This window comes from Flaviramulus multivorans, assembly GCF_021728415.1.
In the GTDB taxonomy this organism is placed as follows: Bacteria; Bacteroidota; Bacteroidia; order Flavobacteriales; family Flavobacteriaceae; genus Sabulilitoribacter; species Sabulilitoribacter multivorans.
Genome location: NZ_JAKKDV010000004.1, coordinates 24,006 through 36,957, shown reverse-complemented (window position 1 = coordinate 36,957; position 12,952 = coordinate 24,006). Strand labels below are relative to the sequence as shown.

Genomic DNA, 12,952 nt, shown 5'->3' with positions numbered 1-12,952 from the left:
TAAAATATAATCTCGGACACCAATTATATATAGATAAGGCAAATTTGTATAAGACAACCAGCCTAAATAAAATTAAGATGAGAACACTTTTTATAACTTTTGTATTTGTTTTAATGATGAACCTGATTCAGTCTCAAAATCAAAGACAAATCACTGATTTACATATGTCTGATAACATATCCAACAACTTTAGCATAGATAATACATTGAAGTTATTTAAGTGGATAGATTTAACTATGTCACCTCAATTAGGAGGGCTCTTTGCTAAAATGTTCAATACAGTTGCGCCTAATTTAAAATGGCAAGATATGTATAACGATTTTGATTTTGGATTTAATGCAAAAGTAGGATGGAGGCCGAATAAAAAGATAAAGATTCGGGCTTTTTATAATATTGGAATGCTAAAATTTAATAATAATTTTGGAGAGGCTAATGCTTATCAAATGAAAGTATCTGTCGTTTATAAATTTTAATGGAATTATGAAAAATATTCTAGAGACAGGTGCAAGTGGATTATTAGGTATAAATAAAATACAATGATTACTCTGATAGAGAAAGGATATCGTGCCACAGGATTTCCAAGGAAATATAAAAATATATCAGTTTTATATATGAAAATCCTTAAATACTGGATATTTTTTATATAGATATAGTTGTTCAGACAACAACGATTAGAGATTAAAGTTTGTTTGAGTATTTTAAGCAGTTTTTGAGTACTGTAAGATATAAAAACGGTCCTATACAAATGATGCATTCGGTAATATTACTTTTAAAAAAGTTATGATATAGGATGCTAAAAAAAAAATCTATTAACCAATAATTAAATAATTATGAATGCACGAGTTAAAACTTTTCTTTTAGCCATTTCATTTTTTGTTTTTACCAATTGTAGCAAAGATGGAGTAGAAGAGCCAGCGCGAAATGAGTATGGAGTTTTGGAGGCCAGAATTGATGGAATTCAAAGAATTTTGCCTGCAATTTATGGAGCTCCCTTTAATGGGATTGATGATATAATCCTTATATATGGTTATAACGACGATAGTGAAATAGGTATTTCAATGCAAGTTCCTCCGGCAATTGGCACCTATAATTTTAGCGAAGATGCATATAGCGCAACTTTAACCTTTGGAGATCCTTTTGATTTTTTTGATCAAAACAATGATGGACCTACAGTAGACTATTTTTCGGTTGAGGGATACGTTACTATTACTAAGATTGATGGAGAAAGAGTTGTTGGGGTATTTGAATTTACCGCTGAACAAGACTATCTCGGACAGCGCTCTGTTGAAGAAGGCAAGTTTGATGTTTTGAGACAAAAAAATTAGATTTTATAATAAAAAAAGCCTGCTAAGTTAAAATTAGCAGACTTTTCTTATTAAATTAATAGAGAATTAGAATTAATCCTCTTTCTTATCCTCTCTAGGTCTTCTATCATCACGACGGTTGTCACGTCCACGATTATCTCTACCTCGGTTATCACGTCCACCACGATTATTATCTCTTGGCGGTCTAGCTACATAACCTTCTGGTTTTTCTAGTAAAGCCTTACGAGACACTTTTTCTTTACGCGTTTTTGGGTCTACACCAAAATACTTCACGTTAAAAACATCTCCCATATTAACAACATCAGAAACATTTTCAGTACGTTCCCAAGCCAATTCACTAACATGTAATAAAACCTCATTTCCTGGAGCCTGTGTATATTCAACAACGGCACCAAAATCTAGCATTTTAATAACTTTTACTTCGTAAGTGCCTCCAACTTCTGGTTTAAACATTAACGAATCAATTTTAGCTAAAACGACATTAATGCCATCTTGACCAACCCCTAAGATTTCAACAATACCTTCTTCAGTCACCAGATCTTCATTAATAACAATAGTAGTTCCTGTTTCTTTTTGTAACTCTTGAATCACTTTTCCACCAGGACCAATTAACGCACCAATAAATTCATTTGGAATTCTTCTGGTTATCATTTTAGGCGCATGAGGTTTTACATCAGCAGCAGGAGCAGCAATGGTATCAGTTAATTTTTCTAAGATATGTAAACGACCTTCTCGAGCTTGTTTTAAAGCATTTACAAGAATTTCGTAACTCAATCCTTTTACTTTTATATCCATTTGGCAAGCCGTAATACCGTCTGCGGTACCAGTAACTTTAAAGTCCATATCACCTAAATGATCTTCATCACCTAAAATATCGGATAGAACCGCATATTTTCCAGTTTCTAAATCTGTGATTAAGCCCATAGCTATACCAGAAACGGGCTTTTTTAGTGTAACACCAGCATCCATAAGCGCCATTGTACCTGCACAAACAGTAGCCATAGAAGAAGAACCGTTAGATTCTAAAACTTCTGAAACCACACGTACTGTATAAGGGAAGTCTTCAGGAACCATGCCCTTTAAAGCACGTTGTGCTAAATTTCCATGACCTACTTCACGACGAGACGTTCCTCTTAAAGGACGTGCTTCACCCGTTGAAAAAGGAGGGAAGTTATAATGTAAATAGAAACGCTCTTCACCTTCAAAAGATGGCATGTCTATTTGGTTAGCTTCTCTAGATGTACCTAAAGTAACAGTTGCTAATGCTTGAGTTTCCCCACGTGTAAAGATTGATGAACCGTGTGTAGAAGGTAAATAATCTACCTCACACCAAATAGGTCTAATTTCATTAGTTTTACGTCCGTCTAAACGTAAACCTTCATTTAAGGTTAAATCTCTAATGGCAGCTTTTTCTGCTTTACTATAATATTTTGATACTAAACCACCAAAATCTTCTAGTTCCTCTTCAGAAAAGGCAGCTTTTATTTCTTCTTTAATTTCTGAAAAAGCAGCACCTCTTTCATGCTTTGAGGAACCCGCTTTGGCTACAGCATATACTTTATCGTATGCCATATCGTGAATCTTTTTCGCTAAATCTTCATCCTCTCTTTCAGGCTCATATTCACGTGTTTCTTTTTTACCAAAAGCTTCAGCTAATTTAACTTGAGCAGCACATTGAACTTTAATGGCTTCATGCGCAAACTTAATTGCTTCTGCCATTTCTTCTTCTGAAATCTCATCCATTTCACCTTCAACCATCATCACTGAATCAGCACTAGCACCAATCATCATATCAATGTCAGATTCTAATAATTGTGATTGCGTTGGATTGATAATGAATTCTCCATTGATACGACCAACTCTTGCTTCAGATATTGGAGTTTCAAAAGGAATGTCAGATAATTGAATAGCTGCTGATGCTGCTAATCCAGCCATAGCATCTGGCATCACATCTTCGTCGTGAGACATCAACTGAATCATCACTTGTGTTTCAGCATGATAATCTTTTGGGAATAATGGGCGTAATACTCTGTCTACTAAGCGCATAGTTAAAACTTCACCGTCACTTGGTCTAGCTTCTCTTTTAAAGAAACCGCCTGGGTATCGTCCGGCCGCAGCAAATTTTTCTCGATAATCTACCGTTAGCGGTAAAAAGTCAACATCACTTTGTTGGTAGTTGGAAACAACTGTACACAAAAGCATACATTTTCCAGATTGCACAACAACAGAACCATGTGCCTGTTTTGCTAATTTTCCGGTTTCAATAGAGATTTCTCTACCGTCACCAAGGTCAATGACCTCTTTAAATGTCTTTGGAATCATAAATTTTTAATTCTAGTTCCGACGAATTTTTCCATGTCGGAACAATGTTAAACAATGGTCGTTGTGTTGTTGTGTGTAGTTGTTGTATGACCAATGAAAAACTGTAATTAGCTTCTTCAAAACGTGTTTATACTCTACGCAGAGTTGTATTTTAACAAAAAAGAGGCTGTAAAAGCCTCTTTTTATTATTTTCTTAATCCTAATTCTTTTACTATGGCACGATATCTTAAGATATCTTTCTTAGTTAAGTAATCTAGTAAAGCACGACGCTTTCCTACTAGTTTCACTAACGAACGCTCTGTATTATAATCTTTACGATTATTTTTTAAATGTTCAGTTAAGTGATTAATTCTGTGCGTAAATAACGCAATTTGCCCTTCTGCACTACCAGTATCGTTTTTTCCTTTACCGTGTTTTGCAAACAATTTTTCTTTTGCTTCTTTTTCTAAATACATGCTAATATTATTGTAAATGATTTTTATGTATACGAAAGGTTTTCTTTCGAGCGGCAAATATAGTAATTTTTAGTGATTTGCAAACGAAGTATATAAAAAAACAAAAGCGACTATTTAGTCGCTTTTGTTTTATGCTCTTAAAGGTTGATTTAATATTAAATCTAGATATTGATTTATTTTATCTTTTAGGTCTTTACGATGTGTAATAAAATCTAAGAAACCATGTTCTAATAAAAACTCTGAGGTTTGGAAACCTTCAGGTAATTCTTTACCGGTAGTATCTCTTACAATTCTTGGACCTGCAAAACCAATTAAGGCACCAGGCTCTGCAATATTAATATCGCCTAACATGGCAAAAGAAGCTGTTGTTCCACCAGTGGTTGGATCGGTGCATAATGAAATGTATGGAATACCAGCATCGGCTAATTGAGCTAATTTTACCGATGTTTTAGCCAATTGCATGAGTGATAATGCTGCTTCCATCATACGGGCACCACCAGATTTTGAAATAACTAATAAAGGAATCTTATTTTTTAATGAATAATCTGCTGCTCGTGCTATTTTTTCACCAACAACACTTCCCATTGAGCCACCGATAAATGCAAAATCCATACAAGCTACTACCAAATCTTTTCCTTTGGATTTACCAACTGCACATCTCACGGCGTCTTTTAGTTTGGTTTTTTCTTGGGCTGCCTTTAAACGGTCTGGGTATTTTTTGGTATCAACAAATTTTAAAGGGTCTTTAGATTCTAAATTAGCATCTAATTCTTTAAATTTATTATCATCAAAAAGAATTTCGAAGTATTCTCTACTGCCTATACGAACATGATATCCATCTTCTGGACTAACGTAGAAGTTTTTTTCTAACTCTTCTGTATCTACTATTTTTCCTGTTGGAGATTTATACCAGAGCCCTCTTGGGGTGTCTTTTTTTTCTTCTGTTGTGGTTGTTATACCTTTTGTTTTTCTTTTAAACCAAGACATAGTGCTTTATGTTTTTAGATTAACAATTTACGATTTTGGACTAAACTTACTCCATGACATCGAAAAACTGCATTAAGGATTTAGGCATTTGTTGAAGCTCACCCGATTGTTATCGGGAAGCGACTGCCGAAAGCCTGACTACAAAATTAAACCTTTTTTTAATTTTGTGGTAACGCCCAAACGATTTTATTAATTAGGAACTTTTAATTATCTGATAATTAGAGCTGTAAATAAAAAGGGTTCTGAAAATAACAGAACCCTTTTAAGATATGTTTGTAGTAAATTTACCTAGTTTATAAGGTGTTTACGTTGTTCAAATCTTCAAATGCCTTTTTTAAACGCTCAACAAACGTTTTTTCACCTTCTCGCAACCATACGCGAGGGTCGTAGTACTTTTTGTTAGGTACATCTTCACCATCAGGGTTTCCTATTTGTCCCTTTAAATAATCGGCTTTAGCATTCATATAATCGCGAATACCGCTCATAAAGGCATATTGTAAATCGGTATCGATGTTCATTTTGATTACTCCGTAGCTGATACCTTCGCGAATTTCTTCAACCGTTGAACCTGAACCACCATGGAATACAAAATCAATATGATTATGCTCGACACCATATTTTTTAGTAATATACTCTTGAGAATTTTTTAAGATTTTTGGCGTTAATTTTACATTGCCAGGTTTGTAAACACCATGAACATTACCAAAAGCCGCCGCAATTGTAAACTGAGGGCTTACCTTGCTTAACTCTTCGTAAGCGTAGGCCACTTCTTCTGGTTGTGTGTAAAGTTTAGAATCATCAACATCGCTATTATCAACACCGTCTTCTTCACCACCAGTTATACCAAGTTCAATTTCTAAAGTCATACCCATTTTGCTCATACGCTTAAGGTATTGTTTACAAATTTCAATATTTTCTTCAATGGGTTCTTCTGAAAGGTCAATCATATGGGAACTGAATAATGATTTTCCAGTTTCAGCAAAATGTTTTTCACTGGCATCTAATAAACCATCAATCCAAGGTAATAATTTTTTTGCGCAATGGTCTGTATGTAAAATAACAGGAACACCGTAAGCCTCAGCTAATGTATGTACATGTTTTGCACCTGCAATGGCACCCGCGATAGCTGCTTTTTGACCGTCATTACTTAACCCTTTTCCAGCGTTGAATTGTGCACCTCCATTTGAAAATTGAATAATTACTGGCGCATTTAAATCTCTTGCGGTTTCTAGTACACCATTAATTGTATCAGAACCAATAACATTTACTGCTGGTAATGCATAGTTGTTAGCTTTTGCATGATTAAAAATGGCTTGTACTTCTTTTCCTGTGGCAACTCCTGGTTTTATATTATGTCCCATTTTATTGAATTAATTTTGATTTGTATTTAGTAAGTTCAAAAGTAATTAATTTTTGAATAAGTAGTTGCTGTTTTGTGCTTTGAATATTTAAAAAGACACTAAAACGTTATAGTGTAAATAGTTTAGAATGGATAGTTTATTCCAATATTATAAACTGCATTTGCAAAATTATAATCGTTAAACCACCTGTTTTGGTCCTGATAAGATGGATCATAAGTTTTAAAGCCTACATCAAATCTGAAAACGAAAAAACTAAAATCGTAACGGAGTCCAAAACCAGAACCTACAGCAATATCTTCAAGTGAGCTAAAGCTATCAAATGTAGCACGATCGTCTTCCACATTATCTAATACATTCCAGATGTTACCAGCATCAACAAATAATGCACCATTAAGATTTTCAAAAATATTGAAACGATGTTCCGCACTTAATGCTAGCTTTAAATTAGCCTCATTAAATTCATTTGTGGTTTCTGAGCTTCCAGGGCCTAAACTATATGCTGACCAAGCACGATTATCATTGGGCCCACCTCCAAAAAAACTCTTAGAAAACGGAATACTGTTTGAGTTGCCATAAGGAATAGCTATTCCGAAAAAACTCCTCACGGCGAGTACATTTTTTCTACCTAAATCCCAGTGCTTAATATAGTCTAATTCTGTTTTTACATATTGAGAATATGCAACATTAAAAAGCTCATAACGATTAGCATCATTCTTTTTTAAACCAAAAAGCTTTGAAGCATTTGACAACAAATTACCGGCAAGTTCTAATTTAGCTCTGAATATTGAAAAATCTTCATCAAACAAATTGGTGCGTTCGTCATTTATAAAATTGAAGCTTGATGATAAAATTAAGTTGTTTTCGGTTAACCTTTCTTTACGCTCATCAATGCCATTAATAGTTTTTACTTGTGTGGTTGATATTTCGCTAGGTGTTGGGTTTCCTAAAGCATAATTAATAAAATTATTAGCCCCATCTGGAATTGTTAAATCATCCTCTGTCGGTATATAATTAACATCTTTTGCTATTTGATTTAAAGCATTAAAGGAGTTTTGATATACACCAAAATAATTTGCAACATTTAAATTTCTAACATATTGAATATTAAACAAATCTAATCTGTTTGAAACTTTTTTATTAGGTTGCCAGTTGTAGCTAAAAATACCGCTTAAAGTTTGTTTATCTAAACCTATATTAGTTTGACTGGTAGTGGACAAACTAATGCGAGTATTTGGCGACATGTACTTTGGGATGAGCCCTTCAGTATAAAACGGCGAAAATATTCTTGGTATTGTAAGTTTTAAATCAACACCATACTCATTAATGTCAAAAAAAGGATCTTCAGTATTATTTCTATTACCATCTTTTGAGGCGCCTATAGACCCAATAGCAGATATTTCAAGTGTTTCGGCACCCCTAAATATATTTCTAATAAGTAAGCTAGGGTTTAATGAAAAGCCTATAGTTTGTATATTACTTTGAGACGCATCGGCACTAAAACCTAAGCTGAATTTTTTTAAAGGTGTTAGTCTGATAGTATCCGTTAGTGTATTATCTGAATTTTCAATATATTCAATATTAGGGTATTTAAAAGTACGCAGTTCGTTTAAGTGTCGATAGGTTCGCGTTCTATCAATATCTCTAAAAATAGTTCCTGGATTTATAAAAATAGCATCAGAAATAGCTTTAGGTCTGTAGCGCATTTTATTGTAGCTATATATTTTATACCCATTGTAATATATAGAGTCTTGAAAGGGTTTATTCCTATTTTCGAAAGTATAATCGGTTACAATATTTACGTCTCTAATCGTATAAACTTTAAAAGGCTCGTGCCTAATGGAATCTTCTGTTCTAATAGCCCTGTCTTGAATATTAATATCTACATTAACTTTTTTATTGGTTCCTATAGTATCCATTTCAAAAGTTATATAATCAGTTTTAAAATGATAAATTCCTGAGTTTCTTAACTCGCTTGAAATTCTATCACGCTCTTCATTAAAGTTAGTAGTTTTATACTGTTCGTTTTTCTTTATGAAAGTTTCCTTTTGAATTTTTTTATAAAGCGAATCAACAATCGGAGACTTAATATTTGCTGTTATAGAATCAATAATAAAAGCATTGCCTTTTCTAACATTATATTCAATTTCTGCACGTTTATTATCGTTTTTTTTAATGTCGTAAGTGGCTTCAGTATTGAACCAACCATTATTGATATAGTAGCTTTCTAAACGATTAATTGATTTTTTGGTTTTATCTTCATCAACAATTATAGGAGCCTCACCAGTTTTTTTAATCCAAGCATTAAAATCTTTTCGAGACTGAATGTACTTATTCAATTGTTTTTTAGATAAAAAGTTTTCTAAGTTTTCTTTTTTATTAGGTCTTTCGTTTAAGTTGCTATCAATTATTGAATCGATATTTGGTCGCGCCATATTATAAATATGGAGTCTAAGTGGAATATTTAAAAAAGGAATTTTGCTGTTAGGTTGTTGGTAAAGTAGATTATTTAAAGTTTCGGTGTTATCCTTTTCTCCATCTACAATAATGGTGTTTTTTGTAAGTAAATGTTCGTCATAACTAACTCGTTTAACAGCATCACAAGATATAAAAAACTGCACAAAGCATATAAGAATTAATATTTTAGGGAGTTGCTTTACCAAATGAAAACGATTGTTAATTTGTTTTTTGGGTGTTATGTTTAATTTATAATTGTGTGTTCAATATTAGCTCAAAAATACATTATTTCATTCGAAAAAAATATTTAATAAATCATCATTAAGCTAATCTTACTAATATTTTCTTTTCTTTATAAAAAATTTATAAAAGAAGGCATGCTTTCTAAAAGTCAAATAAAATTAATAACGCAATTAAAGCAAAAAAAATATAGACAGCTAAACGGCTTTTTTGTTGTTGAAGGGGTTAAAACAATCAACGAATTGTTGCAATCTCATTTTGTGCTTCAAACATTATATACTACAGAAACCTTCAATATTGATGCCAAAAAGGAGGTTTTAATTTCAGAATCGGATTTAAAACGAATTAGTTTTTTAACAACACCTAACAAAGCACTTGCTATTTTTAAAATACCTGTGCCTAAACCCATTATAAAAAATGGACTTATTGTAGCTTTAGACGCTGTTAGAGATCCAGGAAATTTAGGAACCATTATCAGACTTTGTGATTGGTTTGGAATAAAAGATTTGGTATGTAACAATGAAACGGTTGATTGTTTTAATCCAAAAGTCATTCAAGCCACTATGGGTTCAATTACGCGGGTCAACATTAGTTATATAGATTTGGTTGATTTTTTAAAAGAAAGTAGTTTACCTATTTATGGTGCTTTTATGGAAGGCGATAATGTTTATAATAAGAACAATCTTTCTGAAGGAGTTTTAGTAATGGGTAATGAAGCTAATGGAATATCTAAAGAGGTTGAGGCTATTATAAATGAAAAAATATCTATCCCAAGATTTGGCGATTTACGAAGTACAGAAAGTTTAAATGTGGCTACAGCAACCGCTATTTTATTGAGTGAGTTTAAAAGGAGATAAGTTTTACTGAAACGTAAAATTCACAAAAATCCCACGAGTTTTCATACTGTTAATATTACTAGTCCAAGGACTGTTAGGGTCTTTATCTCTTACTAATTCGTCATTAATTCCAAAAAGTCCACGAATAGAGGGTGTAAACTTAAAGTTGTATAAATACAAATCAATACCAAATCCTAGTTCGTAAAATATAGAGTTTTTTGTGGTTCTAAACTGTCCGCTACTATTGTCTTCTGGGTTGTCTTCGTTACTTGACAAGTTTAAAGCTGTAGAGAAACCACCAACAATAAAGGGTTTAAAATTATTGATACGCTTTGTTGAGATTTTCACAAGCAATGGAATATGAATATATGTAGATTTTACTTCTCTAATTAAATCTGAACTGTTAACATTCGGTATACCGTTAAAATAGGTTTGACTATAATATAACTCCCTTGTGGTAATAAGCAAACCAGGTTCTAAACGTAAATCTATAAAGCTATTTATGCGCAGATTCCCTATTAAACCTACATTAAAACCAGGGCTTCGTTTTACATAAATATCACGTAAATCTTCGTTATAGTCAAAGTTAAAATCGTAATTACTAATTCCTAAAAAATAACCCCAACGTAGTAATTTGTTATCGGTAGAACCTCTTCCTTGATTAGCATCATAAGTTACTTTTTCTTTTTTAAAAAGCTGAGCATCAGAAGTATGTATTATAAATAAAAATGAGAGTAATGCAAAAAAATGCTTCATATTATTACTTAGATGATTTATAAATTGTTGCAACCCCAAAGGTTTGCGGAAAATCTTCAACATTAATAAACCCAATTTTACGCAAAATATTGTTTAGTGCTTCACCATAAGGAAAAACTGAGGCTGATTCGCATAAGTATTTGTAAGCACTTCTATCCTTTGAAAACACTTTGCCAATTAAAGGCAATATGTTTTTAGTATAAAAATTATAACCGTGTTTGTAGACCGTCTTAGTAGGAACCGAAGTTTCTAATATAACAAAAGTGCCATTAGGTTTTAATACCCTGTAAATTTCTTTTAAACCATTTTCAAGAGTTTCAAAGTTACGTACTCCAAACGCTACTGTTACAGCATCAAAACTATTATCATCAAAAGGCATATTTTCGCTATCGCCTAAAATCATTTCAATTCTTGAATCTAAACCTTTCTTTTTTATCTTTTGTTTGCCAATTTCTAGCATGCCACTGCTAATATCTAAACCAACAATTTTTTTAGCACTTGTTTCAGCAAGTGTAATAGCCAAATCGCCAGTTCCTGTGGCAATGTCTAAAATGGTTTCGGGGTTGGTTTCCTTAACTATTTTTACCACTTTATTGCGCCATTTAACATCAATTCCGAAAGAAATAACGCGGTTTAAACCATCGTAGTCGCCAGATATGGTATCAAACATTTTGGTAACCTGTTCTTTTTTACCTAAATCGCTGTTTTTGTAAGGTTTTACTTTTGACAAATCTAAATTTTTCGACAAATATAAACTTTTAAAAAAGCATAACACAATACCGTAATAAATATTATTATGGAATCAATTTAATGATGTAATATGGATTTTATAGTATATTTGCCATACTTTTTATGATAATAAAATAATGAAGATTATTATTGCCGGTGCGGGTGAAGTTGGATTTCATTTAGCAAAATTATTGTCCTACGAATCTCAAGAGATTACATTAATAGATACAGACAAAGATAGTTTAGCCTACGCTGATACACATTTAGATATAAAAGTGATTAGGGGTGATGCTACTTCTATTCGTATTTTAAAAGATGCCAAAGTAGAAAACTCCGATTTATTTATAGCTGTTACAGCAAGTGAAACTACCAATATTACGGCTTGTGTTTTGGCAAAGCAAATAGGTTCTGAAAAAACCATTGCAAGAATTACAAATACGGAATTTATCCTGCATAAAGATGAGGTTGGATTTACAAAATTTGGAATTGATGAACTAATTTCTCCAGAATCATTAGCAGCATCAGAGATAGAATTGTCTTTAAAACAATCTTCTTTTAATGATACTTATGAGTTTGAAGAAGGGGCACTTACCATGGTTGGTTTAAATTTATCAGGTTCAGCATCGTTTGTTGGTAAAACAGTTAAAGATGCAGCTAAAATTTTTCCCGAAATTCATTTTGTACCTATTGCTATTCAACGTTTTGGAACACAATACACTATCATTCCGAGAGGTGACACTAAGTTTAAAAAGGGAGATAATGTTGTATTTATAACGTCTGAAGGTGGTGGAGAAGAGTTGTGCAAACTTACTGGAAAAGCAAATAGGGAAATAAAAGATGTGATGATTTTGGGTGGTACCCAAATTGGATACAAATCGGCCAGAGATTTATCAGACAAAGGATTTAACGTTAAGCTTCTAGTTGAAAATAAGGAGCGAGCGTTTGATATAGCTGACGATTTACCTAATGTTTTAGTGATTCATAGTGACGGACGAAATGTGGATTTACTGGTAGAAGAAAATATTAGTGAAATGGATGCTTTTATTGCTGTTGGCAGTAATTCTGAAACTAACATTATGTCTTGTTTGGTTGCCAAATCTAAAGGTGTTAAAAAATCGGTTGCTCTGGTTGAAAATATGGACTACTTTGAATTGTCTCATTCCATTGGTATCGAAACACTTATTAATAAAAAGCTTCTAGCTGCAAATAATATTTTTAGATATATCAGAAAAGGTGAAGTAGTTGCTATGACTAAACTCAGTAATATGAATGCTGAATTATTAGAGTTTGAGGTAAAATCAACGTCAGCTATTTGTAATAAATATATTAAGGATGTCGATTTTCCTAGATCTGCTATTATAGGTGGCGTTATTAGAAATGGGTTGGGAGTTATTGCTTTAGGTGATTTTAAAATCCGTGAAGGAGACCGAGTGGTTGTATGTAGCTTGCTCCAATCAATAAAAGGTGTTGAAAAATTATTCCGATAA

11 protein-coding genes are annotated in these 12,952 nt (G+C 32.7%); 4 read left to right on the top strand and 7 right to left on the bottom strand.

Features of this window, described 5'->3' with window-relative positions; all coding sequences use genetic code 11:
- Window positions 1-77: 77 nt before the first annotated feature.
- Window positions 78-473: a hypothetical protein gene (locus tag L3X39_RS10065; RefSeq protein ID WP_237231660.1), complete on the top strand. Its 396-nt coding sequence runs from the start codon at window positions 78-80 to the stop codon at window positions 471-473.
- Between the two features lie 357 nt (window positions 474-830).
- Complete coding sequence (locus L3X39_RS10060) at window positions 831-1,325, top strand: hypothetical protein (protein WP_237231659.1); 495 nt, start codon at window positions 831-833, stop codon at window positions 1,323-1,325.
- A 72-nt stretch (window positions 1,326-1,397) separates the two neighbouring features.
- Here the strand turns inward: L3X39_RS10060 and L3X39_RS10055 are convergent, their stop codons facing one another.
- From L3X39_RS10055 to tamL, 5 genes are all read right to left on the bottom strand, one after another.
- Window positions 1,398-3,647 (bottom strand): polyribonucleotide nucleotidyltransferase, encoded by a 2,250-nt coding sequence (locus L3X39_RS10055; RefSeq protein ID WP_237231658.1) that lies wholly within the window; start codon window positions 3,645-3,647, stop codon window positions 1,398-1,400.
- 185 nt (window positions 3,648-3,832) lie between these two features.
- Window positions 3,833-4,102: a 30S ribosomal protein S15 gene (rpsO, locus tag L3X39_RS10050; protein ID WP_237231921.1), complete on the bottom strand. Its 270-nt coding sequence runs from the start codon at window positions 4,100-4,102 to the stop codon at window positions 3,833-3,835.
- A 129-nt stretch (window positions 4,103-4,231) separates the two neighbouring features.
- Window positions 4,232-5,089: an acetyl-CoA carboxylase, carboxyltransferase subunit beta gene (gene accD, locus L3X39_RS10045; RefSeq protein ID WP_237231657.1), complete on the bottom strand. Its 858-nt coding sequence runs from the start codon at window positions 5,087-5,089 to the stop codon at window positions 4,232-4,234.
- A gap of 293 nt (window positions 5,090-5,382) precedes the next feature.
- Window positions 5,383-6,450: a class II fructose-bisphosphate aldolase gene (fbaA, locus tag L3X39_RS10040; RefSeq protein ID WP_237231656.1), complete on the bottom strand. Its 1,068-nt coding sequence runs from the start codon at window positions 6,448-6,450 to the stop codon at window positions 5,383-5,385.
- Between the two features lie 122 nt (window positions 6,451-6,572).
- Window positions 6,573-9,068 (bottom strand): translocation and assembly module lipoprotein TamL, encoded by a 2,496-nt coding sequence (gene tamL / locus L3X39_RS10035; protein WP_237231655.1) that lies wholly within the window; start codon window positions 9,066-9,068, stop codon window positions 6,573-6,575.
- A 213-nt stretch (window positions 9,069-9,281) separates the two neighbouring features.
- Here tamL and L3X39_RS10030 point away from each other — a divergent pair, with 213 nt between their 5' ends.
- Entirely contained in the window at window positions 9,282-10,001 is a 720-nt protein-coding gene (locus L3X39_RS10030; RefSeq protein WP_237231654.1) for a TrmH family RNA methyltransferase, read from the top strand.
- Between the two features lie 3 nt (window positions 10,002-10,004).
- Here L3X39_RS10030 and porT read toward each other — a convergent pair whose 3' ends face one another.
- Window positions 10,005-10,736 carry a type IX secretion/gliding motility protein PorT/SprT gene (porT, locus tag L3X39_RS10025; RefSeq protein WP_237231653.1) on the bottom strand — a complete coding sequence of 244 codons (732 nt, stop codon included), beginning with the start codon at window positions 10,734-10,736 and terminating at the stop codon, window positions 10,005-10,007.
- A gap of 4 nt (window positions 10,737-10,740) precedes the next feature.
- Window positions 10,741-11,466, bottom strand: a complete 726-nt coding sequence (gene ubiE / locus L3X39_RS10020) for a bifunctional demethylmenaquinone methyltransferase/2-methoxy-6-polyprenyl-1,4-benzoquinol methylase UbiE (RefSeq protein ID WP_262910980.1) — start codon at window positions 11,464-11,466, stop codon at window positions 10,741-10,743.
- A gap of 136 nt (window positions 11,467-11,602) precedes the next feature.
- Here ubiE and trkA point away from each other — a divergent pair, with 136 nt between their 5' ends.
- Window positions 11,603-12,952, top strand: a complete 1,350-nt coding sequence (gene trkA / locus L3X39_RS10015) for a Trk system potassium transporter TrkA (RefSeq protein ID WP_237231652.1) — start codon at window positions 11,603-11,605, stop codon at window positions 12,950-12,952.